Below are 20,049 nucleotides of genomic sequence, written 5' to 3' on the forward strand. Positions count from 1 at the left end.
GCCATGAGATCCTGCGGGGAACTGCGCAAGGGCGGAGTAAGGACGATGGTACCTCGGCGCGTATCACACACGCTTGCTACCAGACGTAGGAAGCCACCGCCGATACCTGACCGCTGGGGTAGAATTGCAGGCTATCGCGCACGAGCGTTAATGATATTTCACAAGCCTGGCAGTTACATTTAAAAATATCGCACTGATAAAATGGTCGAACGCTAAGATTGTTGCGCGTCGAACCTGAACGATCGAGATCGCTTGGGCGCGCCGGTCGATAGTTGACGGCCACCATGAGATCACGCGGTTGCACGTCCGCTCACAGGCACTCTTTGAGCCCTTCTCTCCCTTTTCTGGTCGGTGGCTTTGTCGCCCTGAGGCCCGACGCGACGGTGGCCGGTCGTGAGGTGCTGTCGAGCAGGTTGAGGACCTGCGGACGATCCTCGAGCGCCGCCGGATGTTTCATCTGCTTTGGCGTCGCGTCGCGGCTGGCGCCTTGATGCTCGTCAGCCTGCAGGCGACAGCTTCACATGGCGTCCGACTGCTCTGTCTCCTGATGCAAACACGCCTACAGGTCCGCATTTTATGGGACGCTAGGTTCGGCTGCCAGCCCAAGCCGCCACACAGGACACCCACGGCTCGGGAGACCGGGCGCAGTTAGATCAGCGCGTATCCCCCCACGAGTACGCTTGATCTGGCTATGAGCGGCGAGATGCATCCCCGTCAGGCCAAAACCCGCTGCCGTAGAAGGGCTGCCACCGCAAGCATGAGAGGCACCGAGACCTAAGCGAACGTGGCGGTGAATGCGGGATGGCGCCCGTCCGGAACTTGCCGGCCCTCGTCCACCGTGGCGGGAGACGAAGGCCCCTTACGTCAGAAACCCTGACAGGCGCCGGCCTCTCTTTCTCGGCCGTATCAGATAACCCGTCTTGCGGGTTGCCGATGCAGCGCAGGCGGCATGGCGAATGGCGACGGGGCGACGGCGAGGATCGACCGCCAGCTCTCGCTCCAGGCCACCAGAGATGCCTCTTCGCCGCCGAGTGCCAAGTCGAGGAAGGCCAGGGTACCTTCCGCGGTCGCCTGTTTCACCTGCGGGTTGAGCGTGGCACCGCCGGTCAGGGGACGGTCGGTGAAGATGCTGTGCGACCCGCCCCGGAAGACGGCCAGTGCCTTCCTCGGGGACTCTACCGCCTCGAACACGTCGAGGCGGTCCTGCACGGACGAGTACCGCCCGGGAAGCTGGATCTCGTCCTCGGTCGCCGTCACGTGGAAGGTCGGGATGGTGACGGAGGCGAGAACGGACCGAAGGTCGCGTTCTCCGTAGAAGGGCGGCGCCGAGATCACGATCCCGGCCTTGAACCGGGCGTCCCGGCGGTCGAGGGGCCGACCATCGCGGACGACGCGCGCGCCTGCGATCAGCAGGGTGGTGTTCGCCCCGTAGGAATGCCCGGCGGCGGCGATGCGTCCACGGTCGATGGAGCCAGCGAAAGCGCTCTGGCCGGCATCCAGGATGCGGTCGAGCGCGAAGCTCAAGTCCGCAGCCCGCGCGATGGCCTCCCGTTCGTTCGCCGCATCGTTCAGCCGGTCGAGGATTTCGAACGGGTTTCCCGTCCAGACGGTGCGGTCGCTTCCAACGTGCTGCACGTGAAGGCTCGCATAGCCATTGGCGGCCCAGTGCCGCCCAAGATAGCTGTATCCCGTGCGTGACTGGCCGAGACCGTGCGAGAACACGATCAGGGGCACCGGACGCGCCGGCAATCCCGACGCCGGCCAGTACAGGCGTGCTGGTACGGATCGGTCCCGGACCACATCGACCCAGTCGAAATCGGCGTTGCGGACGTCCTCCGCCTTCGCCCGCGCCGGGGCGACGGCGCCCGGGACGGCGCTCGCCGCGAGGGTGCCGGCAAGCAGGGCGCCGAACCGCCGACGGTCGAGGCTGGGCTTGGTCATTCTTTCATCGCTCAAGACGGCTCGACCCTTTGATGGTTGTCATTGCGCTGCGGTCCGTCCGGTCCCGGCAGCGCGGAAGGTGTCGCGCCACGGTGTCTGGATCAGGACGCCGGGCGACCGATAAGCGCCCGCCGCCCCGCCTCGTCGAACATGTTGACAGCTTTCTGTCAACATGTTAGATAGCTGCCATGATTGGTCTCCAGTCCCTGCCCGACGACCCGTTCCAAAGGCTCGTCATCAGCATTTTCCGCTTGAACGGCGCGCTCATCGCCAAGGGTGACCGTCTCGTGTCCGACCTCGGGCTGACGAGCGCCCGCTGGCAGGTGCTGGGCGCGGCCGCCGCCGCGCCGGTGCCGCTCACGGTCGCCTCCATCGCGCGCAACATGGGCCTGACCCGGCAGACCGTGCGCACTACGGTCAGGGAGTTGGAGGCTGCGGGCTTCGTGCGGCTTGCCCCCAACCCGCACCATCAACGGGCCCACCTCGTCGTGCCCACAGCCGCGGGAGAGCACGCCTTCGGCGCGGCGATGGAGCGTCAGGTGGCCTGGGGCGAGGGCTTGGTGCGCGACCACGATGCCGAACGCATCACCGCCGCGGCGGATCTGCTGCAGGCGCTCCTCGCGCAAATCCACGACGCGCGGATCGACGACGAAACGGCGGAGGAAGCATGATGGCCGGGGCGATGTCGCAATCCCGATACGATACCGACGTCGCCATCGCCGGGGCTGGTCCCGTCGGTCTGACGCTGGCCTGCGCCCTGGCGCACCACGGTGTCCGCTTCCGCATCTTCGAGCGCAAGCCGGGTCCGTCACAGGACTCGAAAGGCCACGACATCGTCGCGCGCGTTCAGGAGCTGCTTCAGTCGATAGGCGTCCTCGACGTCATCGCGGCGAAGTCCTACCCGTCGCTCGACCACCAGATCCTGCTCGACGGCAAGCCCTTGGCGCGCGTCGACCTCCGGGGTTCGGGCAGCCCGTTCGAGGCGTGCCTGTTCAACAGCCAGGGCGTGATCGAGGAAGAGCTCACGGCGGTGCTCGACACCCGCGGCATCCCGGTCGAGCGCGGGTGTGAGATCCGGGACATCGCCGCCGATGACGACGGCGTCTCGGTTACGGTCGAACGGACGGGCGACGACCGTCGCTCCGAGCGCCTTCGCTGCCGCTACCTCGTCGGGGCCGACGGCGTGAAGGGAACGGTGCGCAAGGCGGTCGGACTCGACTTCGAGACCGAGCCGATGCCGGACCGGGCGACGCGGCAGGTCGATGCGCGCCTCAGTTGGCAGCGCTCCACGACCTTCGACCAAGCCTGGTTCTTCCTCTACCCCGGCGGCCTCGCCGGCGTGATGCCGGTCTGGGAAGGCGTCCACCGGCTGTTCTTCATCGAGGATGAGAAGCTGGTTCCCGACCGCGACCCGACGCTGGACGAGATGGTCGCCCGCGCCCGCGAGGTCCTGGGCGACCCGACCTTCGAGATGTCCGGCATGGTCTGGGCCAGCCACGGCAAGTTCGAGCACGGCGTCGCCCCCGGCTACGGGGTCGGACGGGTCTATCTCGCCGGCGATGCCGGCCACACCACGCTGCCCATCGGCGGGCAGGGCATGAACGCGGGCATGGTCGACGCCGTCGGCCTCGGCTGGCGGCTGGCGATGACGCTCGCCGGCGCGGCCGGGCCCGCGGTCCTCGACAGCTACGGACCGGAACGTCAGGGCGCGCATGCGGAACTCGGCGACGAGCAGGTGCGTGGCTTCAAGCAGCTGATGTATCGGAGCCATCTTGCGGACGTGGCGGTCGGGGCGGTCGCCAGCCTGGTGCCGAACTTGGCCGAGCGGGTGTTCGGAGGAATGGACCTGACGCAGCTCAGCGTCGCCTACCCTGACAGTCCCCTGAGCGAGGACCACGGCCCGGGCACGCTGCCGCTGGTCGGCAAGGCCGTCCCGGCCGGCGCGCGGGCGCCCGACGCCCGCCTCGTGTCCTCGGACGGAGCCGACACCCAACTCTTCGATTGGATCTACAACCCGGACGGGATGAGCTGGGGCTGGCGGCTGCTGATGTTCGACGGGCGCGAGACGGAGGCGCACGCCGGTCTCGCACGGGCCGCCGCGCTGGCGTCGCCCTGGCCATGGATCAGGCCGCTGCGGGTGCTCGCGGAACCCGGCCACGACGCGGGTGGGATCGACGGGGAGCCTTTCCTGCGCGACCTCGACGGTGTCGCCCACCGCGCCTACGGGCTGGATGGCAAGCCGACGCTGGTCCTGGTTCGTCCGGACGGGCACATCGCCTTCCGGTGCGACGCGACCCGTCCCGAGCGCCTTGCCGCCTATTGCCGGACGGTCGGTGGCGATGCGTAGGCAAGCCAAGGTCTCCAGGGTCGCGGCCGGCCTGCACCGGCTCGACCTTGGAGGGGTCAACGCCTACCTGATCGAAGACGGGCGTGAGCTCGCCCTGATCGACACCGGCTTCCCCGGTCAAACCGGGGCCATCCTGTCAGCCGTCGAGGGCCTCGGACGCCGTCCGACCGACCTCAGGCACATCGTTCTCACCCACGCCCATCCCGACCATGTCGGCTCGGCCGCCGCCCTGGTGACGGCCACGGGTGCGCGGACATACATGCACCGCCTCGACGTGCCGATCGCCGAGGGACGTATCGAGAACCGCCCCCTGGAGCCGGCCCCCGACCCGCTGATGCGGGGCCTCTTCGTGCTTCTGTCGCTGTCGAAGCCCGACGTCGATCCGGTGCGGATCGACGCTCCCGTCGGGGACGGGGATGTCCTGCCCATCGCCGGGGGCCTGAGCGTCGTCCATGCCCCCGGCCATTGCGCCGGCCAGGTCGCACTGCACTGGCGTTCCCGCGGCGTGCTGTTCGTCGCGGACGCCTGCGCCAACCTTCTCGGCCTGCGCCACCCCCTCGGCTACGAGGACCGCACGCAGGGCCTCGCAAGCCTGCGTCGGCTCGCCGAACTCGACTTCGCGACGGCCTGCTTCGGACACGGCCGGCCCCTCGTGGCGAACGCGGACGAACGGTTCCGCCATCGGTGGCGGAACGGCATTCCAACTTCGACAAAGGTGACATCATGAAGATAGATGGCAAGCACGCGCTCGTGACCGGCGGGGCCGTCGGCATCGGGCTAGAGATAACCCGCGCGTTGAGCGCGGCGGGGGCGAGCGTCCTCGTCGTCGGCCGGGACCGGGCGAAACTGGAATCCGTCGGGAGGCTCACGCCCCGGGTGACGACCTTCGTGGCGGACCTCACGGTCGCGGAGGAGCGCGAGCGGCTGATCGAGCATGTCTCAACCGGTGCGACGCCGCTCGACATCCTCGTCAACAACGCCGGGACGATGCAGTATTTCGCGCTCACCACCCCGGACGCACAGGTCCGGATCGACCGTGAGCTCGCCCTCGACCTGCAGGCTCCCATCCACCTTGCCACTGCGTTGCTGCCGCGGTTGCTGGAGCGTCCCGAGGCCGCCATCGTCAACGTGACGACGGGGCTCGTCTACGCACCGTTCGGGAACACGCCTGCCTACAGCACGGCCAAGGCCGGGCTGCACGCGTTCACGCGTTCGTTGCGCTGGCAGACGCGCCTGAGCCGCTTGAAGGTCATCGACCTGTTGCCGCCGGCGGTCGCAACCGAGCTGACCGCACGCTACGACGGTCCGAAGATCGGTCCAGATAAGGTCGCCGCCGATCTCTTGGAGGGCCTTCGCACCGGACGGGACGAGATTCGGCCCGGGCAGACCAAGGCCCTCTACGCCCTGTCGCGCATCGCACCCGGTTTCATCTTCCGCGCCCTCAACAAGCAGGCGGACAAGGTCCCTTTAGACCCATGAGCAACAGGCATTGAGGAAGCTCCGTTCGCCGGACACGGGGAACCAGAGGGGGAATGCACCGTGGCCCGTCGCATCCTGATCACCGGCGCCAGCATCGCCGGGAATGCCGCCGCGTGGTGGCTGGGCCGTCACGGCTTCGACGTCACGGTAGTCGAGCGGGCTCCCGCGTTCCGCAAGGGCGGGCAGAACGTCGACGTGCGCGGTGTCGGTCGCGAGGTGCTGCGTCGGATGGGGTTGGAGCGGGCCGCGCTGGATCAGGGCACCGGCGAAGAGGGAACGGCCTGGATCGACGGTCGCGGCCGGGTCGCGGCAATGTCCAGGGTTTCGAAGGACGACCGCGAGGGATCGACCGCGGAGATGGAGATCCTGCGCGGAGACCTCGCATGCCTGCTACACGGGCCCGCTCAGGAACACGCGACGTTCCGCTTCGGCGACGCCGTTGAGCGCGTGGAGCAGGACGTGGATGCCGTGACCGTCGTTTTCGCAAGCGGCCGTACGGAGCGTTACGATGCAATTGTCGTCGCCGAGGGGGCGGAATCATCGACTCGCGAGCGCGTCTTTCCCGGGGAGGATGCGCCTCGTTGGATGGACCTGACCATCGCTTACCTGACGATCCCCAGGACGGCGTCCGACGACCGGATGTGGCGGTGGTACAATGCGCCTGGTGGGCGCGGCGTGTCCCTGCGCCCGGACCGATACGGCACCACCCGGGCGATGCTGATGCTTCAGAAGCCTCCGGGCGGGGAACAGGACTGGAACGTCGACCGACAGAAGGCGTGGCTCCACGCCCGGTTCGCGGATGCCGGTTGGGAGGCACCCCGCGTGCTGGCCGCGATGGACGGCAGCGCCGACTTCCACCTCGACGCACTCCGCCAGGTGCGGATGAGGCGTTGGTCGAACGGTCGGGTCGTCCTGCTCGGCGATGCGGCGTGGTGCGCGACGCCGCTCGCGGGCATCGGCACGACCCTGGCCGTGACGGGTGCCTACATCCTGGCCGGCGAGATGTCCCGCAGTGACGACGTCGGTAGGGCCTTTGCCGCCTACGAGGGGGCGATGCGCCCGATGGTCGAGCGGGCGCATCGGATCCCGAAGGTCTTTTCGCGAGTGATGAACCCGCATAGCAGGGCCGGCATCCGCCTCCTCCATGCCGTCCTTCACCTGGCCAGCCGACCCGCAGTTCGCGCCTTGACGAGGAAGCGTTTCGCTGGTCCCCGTGCCGAGCCCGAGCTGCCGCGATACGACTTGGCGTGACGGCCCGCTGCCGGGGTCGCTCAGTGAGGGGCGACCACCGCCGGCGGATGAATACGAGCAGGAAGCCGGTTCAGGGCAGGCTGAGGACGGGATGGAACATCCGGTCTATGCCTGCGCCGCGGCGAGGAAGGACGCGATCCTCCGCCGGCGGGTCTCGGGCCTCCGAGCGGTCGCGAGGTCGAGGAGCAGGGCGTACCGCTCTGCCCGCTGCAGGCCGTCGAACCGTGCTGCGGCGGCAGGGCACCCTTCGAGCGCGCCTCGGAGGTCGTCCGGGACGGTCGCGTTGCGGGAGGACGGGTAGGCGCGGTCCCAACGGCCATCGGCCCGGGCGGCATCCACCTCCATGAGGCCGCGCGGCCGGATCCGCCCGTCGGCGATCAGTTCGAGCAACCCTGGCCCGGTTGACCTCGGACCATTTGCTGCGGGGGCGGCGGGGCGTGAAGCGCACCAGGAAGAAACGCTCGTCCCAGGGCGCCGCCTGCCCGTCGATCCAGCCCTCGCAGAGGGCGCAGTCGATGGCCTCCCGTTGCGAGAGGGTCGTGGCGCCGGATCCCTTCTTCGCGAACCTCAGCCAGGCGCCCGTCGCGGTTTCGTCCTGCCCCATGAGCCAAGCGGCGAACGACGGGGCATCGGTGAACGCCACGATGGGCAGGCCGGCCTTCGTTTCCCTGGCCACGGGGTCGTCCGCGTCCATCCCGTCGACCACGGCCTGGTCAACCCACGAGGAACAGGATGACGCAGATCAGGATGCTCGATGCGAGGAAGTAGCTTGCGCTCAGGAAACCGTAGGGTAGCGGACGCGGGATGTTTGGATTGATCCCCATGTTCACGGCCGTCGACCCGAGCAGCCCGATGCCGACCAGGGCACCCAGGCCTGCCGCCTGCGGAAGGGTCGGCACGGCGAGCCACCGCATCAGGACGGCGAGCGACACCGTGGTGACGAGCATGCAGATCGACGGGCCGACGAAGTACAGCGGGGCGGGCTTCGCGGGCGGGAGATGGTCCCGTCCCAGGACGACCGCGTAGGTCCGTCCGAAGATGAGGTCGAACCAGAGCCAGCCCAGCATCATCACGGACAGGCCGGCCGCGAGGATGCCGAGCAGGTTCATCGGGGTCAGGGACGTCACGTCGGAGCTCCGGTGGTGGGGGTTGGATCGGGCGACTTGCGGGGAAGTCCGAGGGCGGGCAGCACCAGCCCGTCGATCATCGTGACCAGGAAGGCCCGGTCGAACGGCCGACGCCGGACCAGCGCCCGGTAGGCGCCCATGGACGGCATGACCTGCGCGACCATCTCGACGTCCGCGTCCCGCGGGATCTCGCCGCGGTCCAGGGCCCGCCGCATCAAGGCGCGGTTCGCCTCCACCCAGGGGGCGACGAGGGCGTCGTGCGCCGTGTCGGCCAGGGCGGGATGCTGCGTGAGCAGGGCGGCCATGCCGGCCATCGCCCGCAGCTTGCGCTCCGTCTCCTCCATCGGCTGCGGGCGGAAGAGGGCGAGCAGGTCGTCGCGCAGGTTGCCAGTGTCGGGCAGGTTGTCGAGGTCGACCTGCTCGCGCTTCATGCGGGCGACCGCCTCCAGCACCATGTCCGCCTTCGTCGCCCAGCGGCGGTAGACGGTGGCCTTCCCCGCCTTCGCCCGGACCGCCACCATGTCCATGGTCATCCCGTCATAGCCCACCTCCGCGAGGATCGAGATCGCCGCGTCGAGGATGGCGGCGTCCCGTGAGGCGTCGCGTTTCCGCCCGACCGTGATGCTGGCTCGTGCGGCGGCGTCGGTGCCCGCTTCAACATCGATGGGATCCTGGGGGACTTCGCTCGTCATAACATTTCGATACTATCTGGTTTCGGAACTTGCAAGTCTCGATATTGGCTTGTAGGTGGGGGGCAACGGAAGAAGGAGCTCCCCATGCGCTACAACCCCCTCGGCCGCACAGGCCTGTTCGTCTCGGAGCTATGCCTGGGCACGATGACCTTCGGCCAGGGCGGCGGCCGCTACGCCGCCGCCAGCGGTGTCGGCCAGGAGACCGTCGACGCCATTCTTCGTCGCGCGGTCGATGTGGGCATCAACTTCGTCGACACCGCCAACGTGTATGCCGACGGGCAGGCGGAGGAGATCGTGGGCCGGTCGCTGAAGTCGCTCGGCATCGCCCGCAAGGACGTCGTGATCGCGACCAAGTTCGAGCACGCCGCGGGGACCGGTCCCAACGACGGCGGGGGTTCCCGGGCCCACATCATGGAGGCGGTGCACGCCAGCCTGAGGCGGCTCGGCGTCGACCACATCGACCTCTACCAGATGCACGGCTGGGACCCCGCGACGCCGGTCGAGGAGACCCTGCGCGCCCTGGACGATCTCGTTCGGCAGGGATTGGTGCGGTATCTCGGCGTCTCGAACTGGGCGGCCTGGCAGGTTGCAATGGCGCTCGGCATATCAGACCGCATCGGAACCAGCCGCTTCCAGTCCTACCAGGGCTACCATTCGCTCGTCGGGCGCGACATCGAGCGCGAGGTGGTGCCGATGCTGGAGGCGCACGGGCTCGGCCTCGTCGCGTTCAGCCCGCTCGCGGGCGGATACTTGACCGGCAAGTACCGAAACGGAGCGAACGCCGGACGTCGCGCGACCGTACCGTTTCCGCCGGTCGACGACGCGTGCGGAACCGCGGTGCTCGCGGCGATGGACGGGATCGCGGAGGCGCACGGCACGACGCACGAGGCCATCGCGCTCGCCTGGCTCAGGCAGCAGCCGGGCGTCGCCAGCATCATCGTCGGCGTCAAGGGCGTGGATCAGCTGAACGCCAACCTCGCCAACCTCGACGTCACACTCAGCCCGTCGGAGTTGGCCATCCTGGGCGAGGCGGGGTCCCTGGCACCGGAATACCCCGGCTGGATGCTGGCGCAGTCCAGTGCAGCACGGGCGGGACTGCTGCGCACCGGCAAGGTGCCGGTGGCCTAACCGGACAGTCGGGCTCCTCTTCGGCGGTACGGATCAGCGTCCCATGCGGCCTTCCAGGGCGCGGGCTATGACCTCGCCGAGGGCGTCGGCGGTCAGCGTCCCTTCCTGGCGTTCCTCGCCGACGTACACCGTCGGCGTGCTTCGGACTCCGAGGGCCGAGGTCGCACGCTCGTGAACGATCCTGACGCCATCGTAGAGGCCCTGGTCGCTCAGCGTGGAATGGAAACGCTCGGCGCTGAACCCGGCCTGCCGCATGAGGTCCCGCATGGCATCAAGCGGCTTCGGCACGAAGGCCCATGCCGGCTGGCGTTCGAACAGCAGGTCCGTGACCGCATAGTAGTTCCGGCCGCCATCGGCCCGGGCCAGCATGAAGCCGGCGGTGTCGAGGGGGTTCAAGGGATAGCCACGCAGGGTGAAGCGCACCTGCCCGGCGTCGATCCAGCGCGCCTTGAGGGCGGGCCATGTCTCCGCGTGGAACCTCGCGCAGTGCGGGCAGGTCACGGCAGCGTACTCCACCAAGGTCACCTTCGCCTGGGGCGAACCGACCCAGACGTCGCCGAGCGGACCGGCCAGGGAGGCGTCCGCGACGGAGGCAGCCGATGCGGTGCGGGGGGATGCCGAAGAGGCCAGGCCGACGGCGAACCCTGCGAGGGCCCCACGTCGCGTGAGCCGGACCGGCGCGGTCTGTGCGACGGATGTCATGGAAAGCCTCCTCGGTGCGCTGCGACGGCGCCCGCCGGTTCGCCGGCGTCACTATCATGCAGGCATCCGGCCTGGGGCCGGACGCCCGCCCGGACATGAATGGAATTCTCAGTTCGGCCAGCAGCGGCGGCCATAGGGTCCGATGTGGAAACCCGCCGGGCAGGAGCGGCCGCGGACGTAGCCGCCCCATTGCCCACCGGTGCGGCAGCCCCCGTAGGGACCGCGATGGCCGTAGGGGCCGCAACCGCCGTAGACCTGGATGATCCGCGCGCCGTCCGATCCGGTCGAGACGGCGTCCTGAACCAGCGGCAGCGCCGTGGCCGGGACCGAGAGGATGGCCAGGATGGCGGCGGGGGCGAAGATCTTGAGCATCATCGAATCCTTCTTGGTTCCCATGCGGGCCGCGATGCCTGAGCCGGCGGTACGACCGATGAGAGCAGGATCGGCCCAGCTTGCCTCTCGGATGTGACGAACGGATGCGTTGGCGTAACGTCTTGTAACGAGGCCCGCATGGGCCTGCCGTCAGCCGATGGCGGGCAGGCTCAGCACGAGACGGGCGCCACCGAGCGGGCTCGCGTCTGCCATCACGGTGCCGCCATGGACCTCGGCGATCTGCTGGGCGATGGCGAGGCCGAGGCCGGTGCCGCCGGTTTCGCGGTTCCGGGACCGCTCGATCCGGTAGAACGGACTGAACACCGCTGCGCGCTCCGCCTCCGGGATACCCGGACCGTCGTCCTCGACGACGACCCGGCACAGCCCGCCGGTGCGCTGCACCGCGACGGCAACCGAGGAGTGTCTGAACTTGACGGCGTTCCCGATCAGGTTGGCGATGACCCGCCGCAGGGCGACCGCATCCCCGGCGACGACGGCATCCTGCTCGTCATCGTCCGCGATCTGGATGTCGGTATCCTGAACGGCATGTTCGGCTACCTCGACCGCAACGAGGTCGCCGAGGTCCACCGCCGTCCGGCCCACCTCCACCGCGGTGCCCCGGGCGAAGCCGAGGGACGTGTCGATCAGCGCGGTCATGGCGTCGAGATCTTCGACCAGTCGGTCCCGGCGCTCCGGATCCGCCACCCCCTCGGCCCGCAACCGAAGTCGAGTCAGGTAAGTCTTGAGGTCGTGCGAGATCGCGCCGATCAGCAGCGAGCGTTCGCCCAGAAGGCCGACGATGCGGTCCTGCATGTCCCGGATCGCCTGCGAAAGCCGGCGGATCTCGGGAGCGCCCTTGGGCGTCCCCACCGGCTGGTGTGCACGCCCATCGAAGCGGGTGACGGCCTCGGTGAGGCGGCGCAGCGGGGCGAGCTCGTGGCGGGTACCGACGAGGACGAGGGCGGCGACGACGGCGCCGAGGACCGCCACCCACAGGCTCAGCGGCTGGCCGAGCAGCCAAGGCATGATCGAGCGGTGCTTCTCGACGGCCGAGATGACGAGGATCCGGCCATCCGGCAGCCGATAGGTCGCCGTCGCAAGCTTGCCGATGGGACCGTTCTGATTCCTGTCGTTCACGTCCCCGGGGTCGACGCCCGGATGCAGCATGGCCGTGTCGGTGTAGGCCCGCAGCGACCCTTCAGGGGCACCGGTCATCCGCCGTAGGCGTCGTTCGAGGCGCGGCTCCCTGATCAACCCAGCCTCGTCGGGAGCAGAGTCCGCAATCTCGGCTCTCAGCGCCTCGCCGCTGACGGCTTTCAGGATCGCCGGCCGCAAGACCGGTTCCGCACCCCGCAGCAGGGTCATGATGCTCGCGGCCTGATCGACGCGCGGAAAACGCGTGGCGAAACGCGGGCCTTCCTGGCGCCGCTGCCAGCCGTCCAGCGCGACGGTGGCGAGGACCATCAGCGAGAGCGCCCCCAGGAGGAGGAGCATGATCCGCCCGAGCAGGCCGATCCGGGCCATTATGGTGCCGGACGTACCGGCGCGGCCAGGATGTAGCCTGCGTTGCGAACGGTCTTCAGCAAGGGCGCGACGGAACTGCCGGAGGCGTCGAGCTTGTGCCGCAGCCGGCTCACCTGCACGTCGATGGTGCGGTCGAAGGCATCGGCCGTGCGGCCCCGCTTCCAGTCGAGGAGCTGGTCGCGCGATAGCACCCGCTGCGGCCTGGTGACGAAGCAGTGCAGCAGGTCGTACTCCGCGCTTGTCAGCGGGATCTCGGCGGCGGCCTCGCCGACCCTGACCCGACGCGCAGCAAGGTCGACGACGAGGTCGGCCACCGCGAGCGTCTCCGGGCCGGCGTCGGCCGGTTGGGCGGCGGTGCCCTGCGTGCGGCGTAGGACGGCGCGGATACGGGCGAGCAGGACGCGCGGGTTGAACGGCTTCGAGACGTAGTCGTCGGCCCCCATCTCCAGGCCGAGGACCCGGTCGATGTCCTCGTCCTTGGCGGTCAGCATGACGACGGGCGGTCCGCCCGACCCCCGCAATCTCCGGCAGATGGAGAGACCGTCCTCGCCCGGAAGCATCCAGTCCAGCACGATCAGGTCCGGGGCCGGGCCGGTGGCCAAGTGCCGGTCGAGGCCCGCTCCCCCGTCGAGCCCGACCACGCGAAAGCCCTCGCCCTCCAGATATGCGACGAGCTGGATGCGGATGTCGGCGTCATCCTCGACGATGACGATGATCGGGCTGTCGCTCATGCGCTGAAGATACGGTCGCCGGCCGGCCGGGCAACGCGAAACATGCCGTTGTCACAAAACGTTACATGGGCTTCACGGGACGTCACACCGGGGAGGCGCCCGGGGTCGAAGGTCGATCGGTGCCAAGTGACGCATCGCATCGCGCAGCCCCGTTCTCGACACTCGCCTGTCCGTACCGACGGCTCGGCCCCAGGGTAGGCGTGCCCGGTGACGACCTCGCATCGTCAGGATTGAAGAGCCCAACGCTATCTCCATCGGCCGTCGCCACAGTCGGCATATCGTGGAGGGTTTCGTCGTGAGTACGGCCGAGATGGTCGTCGAGCGGATCGAACGCCTCGCCCGGATCATCGCCTACCCATGGAATCTGACACGGCGCGTCTTCAGCCCGAGACAGGCGGAGGCCGAAGGGCTCGTCCTCGCCTGGATGGGGGAGGCTGGCTTGTCGTCCCGGCGCGATCCCGCCGGCAACCTTCTCGGCCGGATCGCGGGGCGGATCCCGGGAGGCCCGGCCATCCTGGTCGCGGGGCACGTCGACACGCGCTCGGATGCCAGCCCGTATGACGGGGCGCTCGGCGTTCTGATGGGCATCGCTGCCGTCGAGCGTCTGGTCCGACAAGGCACTTCCCTGCACCACGCGGTCGAGGTCGTGGCCTTCGTCGACGATGCTTCCTCCCGGTTCCCCGTGCCCAGGCTCGGCAGCAGGGCCGTGGTCGGCCGGATCGCTCCGCACATGCTGGACTTCGATGACGACTACGGCGTCACGCTGCGCCAAGCCATGCAGGCGCACGGCCTCGACCCTGAGGGGCTCGCGGACGCGACGCGTTCCGTGGGAGATGTGCTAGCCTATGTCGAAGTCGCGGCCGAGGCCGGCCCCACGCTGGAGCAATCGGGCTCCCCGGTCGGGGTGGTTCCGGCCCTGACGGCGTCATCAGTCCTTCGGGTTACACTGAAAGGCGCCGCTGTTCATGCGGCGACGGTCCCGATGGCGTTTCGGCACGATGCGCTCGCTGGGACGGCGGAGTGCGTCCTCGAAGCCGAGCCCATCGGGTCGTCCCGGGATCGTGCCACCGTCACTGTTGGGCCCTTGGACGCTCAGCCGGTCCCGGTCTCCGTGGTGACGGGGTCCGTGACGTTCGGCGTCATCGTCCAGTCCTCCGACGATGCCGAGCGGCACGTGGTTGCCGCAGAACTCGTGGCGGCGTTCAACAGGATCGCAGGACGTCGCCGATTGGAGATCGCCGTCGAGCAAGGCATCGACCCCGATGCCACCCGGTGTGACCCAGGGCTCGTGCGCCTGTTCGAGCGCGCAGTCGAGGCGTCGGGACACTCCGTCGTGCAGCTGCCGCAGGGCATGCCGACCGATGCCTCCAACATGTCTGTGCTCGCACCGGTCGGATCTGCGCTTCTGCGGTGCCGGGGTGCTGCGGGGTGGGGGCCGGCCGGCATCGTCGACCCTGCCGATGTCGCGGTCGGCCTGGACGTGCTGACCTTCGTCCTGGCCGCCCTGACCACCGGCTCGGACGCGACGCCATCAGACACCCTCGATGGCCATAGGAAATCGTCCTGACCGTCCGAGGATGAATGATGCGGGTCTTCCTCGGCTAGGACATGCCAAGGAAGCAGACGAGCCGCTACCGACCCGAGCTGGTCGTTCAGATCACAGTCAGCGCCTCCCGTAAGCACCCGTTCGTCGGCCTCATCGCGAACTCGGTTCGGGGTGAAAGGCGAGCGCCATAGCTCGGCCGAGGAGCAATCCCTCGGCGACCACTGAAGGCGCACGTGCCATAAGGGGGCATGGCCCCTGAAATGTCCTCCGATGAGCCGAAGCGTGCGATCACGCCTTCGGGCGACTGCGAAAATCACGACCGTACGGTCTTCGACACCCTCAATGAGGAGTGTCACCGACCCAGCAAGAGGACGTCCGGGCGCAGCCTCTGCCGCTTCGTACGGCGTCCGCGGGGCATGACGCGGTGAGTGACGCGACGGCCTTCCTTGCTGGCGGCGGTGAGGCCGCGCGCCTCATTCGCGAGCGCGACTGGTCGGCTCATCCTCTCGGGCACCCCGAGACGTGGCCGCAAGCTTTCAAGACCGCGCTCTCGCTGGTCCTGAACTCGCCCGAGAGCATGATCCTGGCCTGGGGGCCGGACCTCCATTTCTTCTTCAACGACACCTATTCCCGCCTGCTCGGCCCCCGGGTGGCCTGGGCCACGGGCGAACGCTTCGACAGGGTCTGGGCCGACGCCTGGGACCAGGCCAAGCCCATCATCGAAGACGCCTTCGCCGGGCGCAGCCATCGCTTCGAGGACCTTCCATGGAAGCTCGATACCGACCGGGGGGCGGCGCAGACCTGGTTCTCCTTCTCCTATTCGCGGGTGCTCGATGCCGCCGGCAGGATCGCGGGCCTGTTCATCTTCGCCGACGAGACCACGCAGCGGGTGCTGACCGACGCCGCGCTCAAGGACAGCCAAGAGAGCCTGGAACGGGCACTCGGCGAGGTGCGCAGCCTGAACGCGACCTTGGAACAGCGCGTGGAGGAGCGCACGAACGAGCGAGACCTGATGTGGGACACCGCTCCCGACCTGATGCTGATCATCAACTTCGAAGGCATCTTCCAGCGGGTCAACCCGGCATGGACCCGCCTTCTCGGCTACGAGCCGCACGAATTGGTCGGGCACCACGTCAACGAGTTCGTCCTGGTGGAGGACCACGTGGAAACGGTTGGTGCTTATACCGAGGCGGCCGAGGGCGGGATGCCCCACATCGTCAACCGCTACCGGCACAAGGATGGCTCGACGCGCTGGATCTCATGGACCGCCGCCCCGGCCGGAACGCTGACCTACGCGACCGGGCGCGACATCACCGAGGCCCGGGAAAGGCAGGCCGAGCTGGAGCAGGCACAGGAGGCCCTTCGCCAATCCCAGAAGCTGGAAGCCGTCGGCCAGCTCACCGGCGGGGTCGCGCACGATTTCAACAACCTGCTGACCATCATCCGCTCGTCCGTGGACTTCCTTCGACGACCGGACCTGCCAGAAGTGCGCAAGGATCGGTATCTCAACGCCGTCTCCGATACGGTTGAGCGCGCGGCCAAGCTCACCGGCCAGCTGCTCGCCTTTGCACGCCGGCAGGCCCTCAAGCCAGAGGTGTTCGACGTCGGCGAGAGGATGCGCGGGATCGCGGAGATGCTCGATACCGTGACGGGCGCACGCGTCCACGTGGTCGCGGAGGTGCCCGATGCACCCTGCTTCGTCCGAGCGGATCTAAGCCAGTTCGAGACCGCGCTCATCAACATGGCCGTCAACGCGCGCGATGCCATGGACGGGGAGGGAACGCTCACCCTGCGCCTCGGATGCCGGACGGCCCTTCCCGTCATCCGCGGCCATGCCGGCTCGCGCAAAGCCTTCGCCACGGTCTCCCTCGTCGACACGGGTTCAGGCATCCCCCCGGACCTGCTCAGCCGGATCTTCGAGCCGTTCTTCACAACCAAGGAGGTCGGCAAGGGCACGGGGCTCGGCCTGTCGCAGGTATTCGGCTTCGCCAAGCAGTCGGGCGGCGACATCGACGTTGCCAGCACCGTCGGGGAAGGCACAACCTTCACCCTCTACCTGCCGGAAGTCGAGCAAGAGGAGGTCCAGGACCGTGTCCGTGGGCCCGACGGGGGTCAGACGCCGCTCGGCACGGGGCAGCGCATCCTCGTCGTTGAGGACAACATCGGCGTCGGTCAGTTCGCGACCCAGATCCTTGAGGACCTGGGTTACCGACCGACCTGGGCAGCCAACGCCGAGGAGGCGCTGGACCGGCTAGGCGGCAATGGCGCAGGCTTCAACCTGGTTTTCACCGACGTGGTGATGCCGGGCATGGGTGGCGTAGAGCTTGCCAAGGCACTGCAGCGGCGGTTGCCGCACCTGCCGGTGGTCCTGGCATCCGGCTACAGCCACGTGCTGGCGCAAGAGGGCACGCACGGGTTCGAGCTGCTGCAGAAGCCGTACTCGGCAGTGCAACTGGGCGACATCCTGCACCGGCTCCTCGGCCTTCAAGCGAGGGGTTCGGTCTAAGCAGGCTCGGCTTCCGGCTTGGTCGGTGTGTTCAAGACCCCGCTATGTCCGCTTCGATGCACCTGTCGTCCGAAAGCGGACGGGCAGAGAACCACCTACCCCGGACGTTGGCCTCTACCTCAACAGCCTGGAGGCGGACCTTCCGAAGGTCGCCAAAGGGTCAAGAGTTCGCGTCAGGATTGATCGGTGGAGCAGCAGCAGTGAAGCCGAGCCACCGCCTCGGTCGACAGCAGCGGCCAGCTCGACGTCGTCGGCACCGGCTCGGACGCGATCACCCTGGCCGCCGGCCTGACCACGGTGGGCGAGTTCACTGCCGACGCGACGGAGACCGCCAAGCTCACGGGCGGGGCCGCGTTCACTACGTCCGGCGGCGCCTCGGTCCAGCGCTCGGCCCAGATCGACCAGTTCAACAACCTCGGCACGCAGGTCGACCAGGCGGCCAAGGATGCCGGCTTCAACGGCACCAACCTGCTGGCCGGCGACAACCTGACCATCGCCTTCAACGAGAAGACCGGTTCGGCTCGGTCCAAGCTCAGCGCCCAGGGCACCGCCCTGTCGGCGGCCGGCCTCGGGCTCGGCAGCTTCGTGGATTCGGCGACTGCCCAGGGCGGGGCGAACTTCGGCGTGCAGAACAACGCCGACCTCGCCAAGGCGTCGGACGCGCTGACCAACGCGCTGACCAGCCTGAAGTCGCTGAGCTCGACCCTGGGCTCGAACCTCTGGGGTTCAGACGCGGCAGGACTTCACCAAGCAGATGGTCGACGGGCTCAACACCGGAGCGGCGAACCTCACGGATGCGGACATGAACGAGGAGGCCGCGCGCTCGCAGGCGCTGTCGACGCGCCAGTCCCTAGCGATCTCGGCGCTGTCGCTGGCCAACGCCGCCAACCAGGGCATCCTCCAGCTCCTGCGCTGAGCCGGGACTGGCCGGCGCGGCCGTGCCGTCGCGCCGGCTGCCACGTGGGAAGGCGCCCAGGCGGTCGGGGGGGCGCAATATACGCCGGTGCGCCGATACCGACGATCTCGTGGGTTATGACGTCGCCATCACCGTCGTAGGACTCCACGCGACGTCCGGAGGCTCGACCGTGTGCTCGCACGCCCGAGGCAGCTGAGGAAGCGGCCACGCCGACAATAAGGCCCGCCGTGGAGACGAGCCCGACATCGGCACCGAGCACGGCGACACGCAGCCAGCCGATGCGGTTGACGAGATGCTTTTTCATATGGATTGCGCGCATCGGCTTCAGGGTCTCTCGAGGGGACGCTCGCCTTTGTCCGGGAGTTCGAGGGACGGGGGTCAGCAACAGCAATCGGACCCCGATCCACTCTTCACGAAGTCCCCGTCGGGGAGCACCGGCTTACCGGTCTTCTCGCCCTCAAGCTCGCGTTCGGCCTGGAGCCAGAACTCGACCTCGTAGCCATGAGGGCGGCCACGCATGTTCCAGAGCTCAAAGGCTCTGAGACGGATGTCGCCTTCGGTCTGCGTCGTATCGGTGGGCATGCTCTGGTCCTCGCGATGGTCGGGATCGATGGTCATGGGCGCCGCCACGCCTATGCCGGAGGCGTCTCCGGCGATGCCCTGTGCAAGGCGGCATGACGCTTACTCATCGCTCCCTGGATCAGGGTCGCGATGGCGTAGCCCATGGCGCCGACGGCCAGGGCGGTTGCCAAGGGCGATGTCAGGCCGCGCTCCTTCCGTCCCGGATGTCCGCCGCGGCTCGACCGTTCGGCCCTGCGGATGCCAGCCCGTCCGCGGTCGAGGGTATCCTGTGCCAGATGGCTCGCCCGCTTGGCGACGTCTTCAACGGCGTCGCTCGCGCGCCAGAAGATCTCGTCGGCGGCACCCTCGATGCGGCGGCCTCCATCGGTGCCGGTATCCTCGTCGTCCGTGGACTGGCGATGCTCGTTGTGGGGCTTCGTCATGGTCGATTTCCTGTTTCGGAGGTCGGAATCCCTGCCGGGCCCACGAGGACCGGCAGGGGCTTCGCGTCGCTCAGACGACGCTGATGCGGTTCTCGACCGCGGTGGTGCCAGGGGAGGCCCACGCGGCCCCCATCGCCTCCCTGCGCTCCTGCATGGTGCGCACGGTCCCGCCGAGGTAGACGGTCCCGCCATCCGCCTTGACGGTCACGGTCTTCGGGTCGAACAGCCAAGAGCGATCCAGCGCCTCGCTGATGCTGTCGCTGACGGCCTCGACGTCGACCTGGGGCTTGAGCACGATCCGGTTGTTCACGGCGACGACACCGGACAACTGCCGAAGCTCGCGCTCGGCGACCTCGGACTGGAAGCGATGGTCGACGTCGCCGGTCAGGATGACGGTCCCCTTCGAGACCTTCACCATGACGCGATCCGGAGGGACGGCGACGTTCCAGGCGAGACGGGCGATGGCGGTCGCGGCGATGTCCTCGTCGGACCGCTTGCGGGCGTAGGGCACCACGACCTCAATCTCCTGCACGAGGGCCCTGACGCCCCTGACGCGGCATGCGGCGGCCTCGGCGGCGATCTTCTCGTCGTAGGTCCCCACCTGACCGGACAGGGCGACCACGCCGTCCCTGGCTGTGACGCCGATCTCCGAGGAGGTCACCGCCGGATCCCAGATGAGTTCGGCCGTGACGCGGTGTTGCAGGCTGGTGTCGTGGGACATGACGGTCTCCTTGAGGCTGCCGGGATCGCCGATGCGCGGAAGGGCTCGGCGACCCCGACCCA

The 20,049-nt window shown here is 68.5% G+C and carries 21 protein-coding genes and 1 pseudogene; 9 read left to right on the forward strand and 13 right to left on the reverse strand.

Annotation, left to right across the window (positions count from 1 at the left end):
• Positions 1-906 precede the first annotated feature (906 nt).
• A complete protein-coding gene (locus tag MKK64_RS01465; RefSeq protein ID WP_409567818.1) occupies positions 907-1,956 on the reverse strand; it encodes an alpha/beta hydrolase family protein in 1,050 nt (349 codons plus the stop codon).
• A 173-nt stretch (positions 1,957-2,129) separates the two neighbouring features.
• Between MKK64_RS01465 and MKK64_RS01470 the strand changes: the two genes are divergently transcribed.
• Genes MKK64_RS01470 through MKK64_RS01490 form a run of 5 tightly spaced genes read left to right on the forward strand, consistent with a single transcriptional unit; the run spans position 2,130 to position 7,018 of the window.
• Positions 2,130-2,612 (forward strand): MarR family winged helix-turn-helix transcriptional regulator, encoded by a 483-nt coding sequence (locus MKK64_RS01470; protein ID WP_243931952.1) that lies wholly within the window; start codon positions 2,130-2,132, stop codon positions 2,610-2,612.
• An 11-nt stretch (positions 2,613-2,623) separates the two neighbouring features.
• Positions 2,624-4,288, forward strand: coding sequence for an FAD-dependent monooxygenase (locus MKK64_RS01475; RefSeq protein WP_243931953.1), 1,665 nt, complete (start codon positions 2,624-2,626; stop codon positions 4,286-4,288).
• Positions 4,281-5,015, forward strand: coding sequence for an MBL fold metallo-hydrolase (locus MKK64_RS01480; RefSeq protein ID WP_243931954.1), 735 nt, complete (start codon positions 4,281-4,283; stop codon positions 5,013-5,015). The genes MKK64_RS01475 and MKK64_RS01480 overlap by 8 nt, the downstream gene beginning before the upstream one ends.
• Complete coding sequence (locus tag MKK64_RS01485) at positions 5,012-5,767, forward strand: SDR family oxidoreductase (protein ID WP_243931955.1); 756 nt, start codon at positions 5,012-5,014, stop codon at positions 5,765-5,767. The genes MKK64_RS01480 and MKK64_RS01485 overlap by 4 nt, the downstream gene beginning before the upstream one ends.
• 60 nt (positions 5,768-5,827) lie before the next feature.
• The gene (locus tag MKK64_RS01490; protein WP_243931956.1) at positions 5,828-7,018 is read left to right on the forward strand and encodes an FAD-dependent monooxygenase; all 1,191 of its coding nucleotides are present in this window, start codon (positions 5,828-5,830) and stop codon (positions 7,016-7,018) included.
• A 105-nt stretch (positions 7,019-7,123) separates the two neighbouring features.
• On the opposite strand, the gene MKK64_RS01495 is transcribed toward MKK64_RS01490, so the two are convergent.
• From MKK64_RS01495 to MKK64_RS01505, 3 genes are all read right to left on the reverse strand, one after another.
• Positions 7,124-7,408, reverse strand: a complete 285-nt coding sequence (locus MKK64_RS01495; RefSeq protein ID WP_243931957.1) for a YdeI/OmpD-associated family protein — start codon at positions 7,406-7,408, stop codon at positions 7,124-7,126.
• A gap of 323 nt (positions 7,409-7,731) precedes the next feature.
• Positions 7,732-8,145: a DUF1761 domain-containing protein gene (locus tag MKK64_RS01500; protein ID WP_243931958.1), complete on the reverse strand. Its 414-nt coding sequence runs from the start codon at positions 8,143-8,145 to the stop codon at positions 7,732-7,734.
• Positions 8,142-8,837: a TetR/AcrR family transcriptional regulator gene (locus MKK64_RS01505; RefSeq protein WP_243931959.1), complete on the reverse strand. Its 696-nt coding sequence runs from the start codon at positions 8,835-8,837 to the stop codon at positions 8,142-8,144. Before MKK64_RS01505 ends, MKK64_RS01500 begins: the two co-directional genes overlap by 4 nt.
• Positions 8,838-8,921: 84 nt before the next feature.
• Here MKK64_RS01505 and MKK64_RS01510 point away from each other — a divergent pair, with 84 nt between their 5' ends.
• On the forward strand, positions 8,922-9,965 hold the full coding sequence (locus MKK64_RS01510; protein ID WP_243931960.1) for an aldo/keto reductase: 1,044 nt from the start codon (positions 8,922-8,924) through the stop codon (positions 9,963-9,965).
• Positions 9,966-9,998: 33 nt separating this feature from the next.
• Here MKK64_RS01510 and MKK64_RS01515 read toward each other — a convergent pair whose 3' ends face one another.
• The 4 genes from MKK64_RS01515 to MKK64_RS01530 all read right to left on the reverse strand — a co-directional run bounded on the left by MKK64_RS01515 (position 9,999) and on the right by MKK64_RS01530 (position 13,294).
• The gene (locus MKK64_RS01515; RefSeq protein ID WP_243931961.1) at positions 9,999-10,667 is read right to left on the reverse strand and encodes a DsbA family protein; all 669 of its coding nucleotides are present in this window, start codon (positions 10,665-10,667) and stop codon (positions 9,999-10,001) included.
• Positions 10,668-10,775: 108 nt separating this feature from the next.
• Positions 10,776-11,039 (reverse strand): GCG_CRPN prefix-to-repeats domain-containing protein, encoded by a 264-nt coding sequence (locus MKK64_RS01520; RefSeq protein ID WP_243931991.1) that lies wholly within the window; start codon positions 11,037-11,039, stop codon positions 10,776-10,778.
• Positions 11,040-11,189: 150 nt separating this feature from the next.
• The gene (locus MKK64_RS01525) at positions 11,190-12,563 is read right to left on the reverse strand and encodes an ATP-binding protein (protein ID WP_243931962.1); all 1,374 of its coding nucleotides are present in this window, start codon (positions 12,561-12,563) and stop codon (positions 11,190-11,192) included.
• Positions 12,563-13,294 carry a response regulator gene (locus tag MKK64_RS01530; RefSeq protein WP_243931963.1) on the reverse strand — a complete coding sequence of 244 codons (732 nt, stop codon included), beginning with the start codon at positions 13,292-13,294 and terminating at the stop codon, positions 12,563-12,565. Before MKK64_RS01530 ends, MKK64_RS01525 begins: the two co-directional genes overlap by 1 nt.
• A gap of 295 nt (positions 13,295-13,589) precedes the next feature.
• On the opposite strand from MKK64_RS01530, the gene MKK64_RS01535 reads away from it, so the two are divergent.
• Positions 13,590-14,861 (forward strand): hydantoinase/carbamoylase family amidase, encoded by a 1,272-nt coding sequence (locus MKK64_RS01535; RefSeq protein ID WP_243931964.1) that lies wholly within the window; start codon positions 13,590-13,592, stop codon positions 14,859-14,861.
• Between the two features lie 403 nt (positions 14,862-15,264).
• Positions 15,265-17,346, forward strand: coding sequence for a PAS domain-containing sensor histidine kinase (locus MKK64_RS01540; protein WP_243931965.1), 2,082 nt, complete (start codon positions 15,265-15,267; stop codon positions 17,344-17,346).
• A gap of 173 nt (positions 17,347-17,519) precedes the next feature.
• On the opposite strand, the gene MKK64_RS01545 is transcribed toward MKK64_RS01540, so the two are convergent.
• Positions 17,520-17,981: a hypothetical protein gene (locus MKK64_RS01545; protein WP_243931966.1), complete on the reverse strand. Its 462-nt coding sequence runs from the start codon at positions 17,979-17,981 to the stop codon at positions 17,520-17,522.
• A gap of 119 nt (positions 17,982-18,100) precedes the next feature.
• On the opposite strand from MKK64_RS01545, the gene MKK64_RS01550 reads away from it, so the two are divergent.
• Positions 18,101-18,262, forward strand: a complete 162-nt coding sequence (locus MKK64_RS01550; protein ID WP_243931967.1) for a flagellin — start codon at positions 18,101-18,103, stop codon at positions 18,260-18,262.
• 181 nt (positions 18,263-18,443) lie between these two features.
• Here MKK64_RS01550 and MKK64_RS01555 read toward each other — a convergent pair.
• The 4 genes and pseudogenes from MKK64_RS01555 to MKK64_RS01570 form a co-directional block, all read right to left on the reverse strand.
• Positions 18,444-18,581: pseudogene (locus tag MKK64_RS01555) on the reverse strand (VIT family protein); the annotation flags it as partial.
• Between the two features lie 59 nt (positions 18,582-18,640).
• The gene (locus MKK64_RS01560; RefSeq protein ID WP_243931968.1) at positions 18,641-18,880 is read right to left on the reverse strand and encodes a DUF2934 domain-containing protein; all 240 of its coding nucleotides are present in this window, start codon (positions 18,878-18,880) and stop codon (positions 18,641-18,643) included.
• Positions 18,881-18,894: 14 nt separating this feature from the next.
• Complete coding sequence (locus tag MKK64_RS01565; protein ID WP_243931969.1) at positions 18,895-19,266, reverse strand: hypothetical protein; 372 nt, start codon at positions 19,264-19,266, stop codon at positions 18,895-18,897.
• 70 nt (positions 19,267-19,336) lie between these two features.
• Complete coding sequence (locus MKK64_RS01570; RefSeq protein WP_243931970.1) at positions 19,337-19,987, reverse strand: BON domain-containing protein; 651 nt, start codon at positions 19,985-19,987, stop codon at positions 19,337-19,339.
• Between the last annotated feature and the right edge of the window lie 62 nt (positions 19,988-20,049).

This window comes from Methylobacterium sp. E-025, assembly GCF_022829705.1.
Lineage (GTDB): Bacteria > Pseudomonadota > Alphaproteobacteria > Rhizobiales > Beijerinckiaceae > Methylobacterium.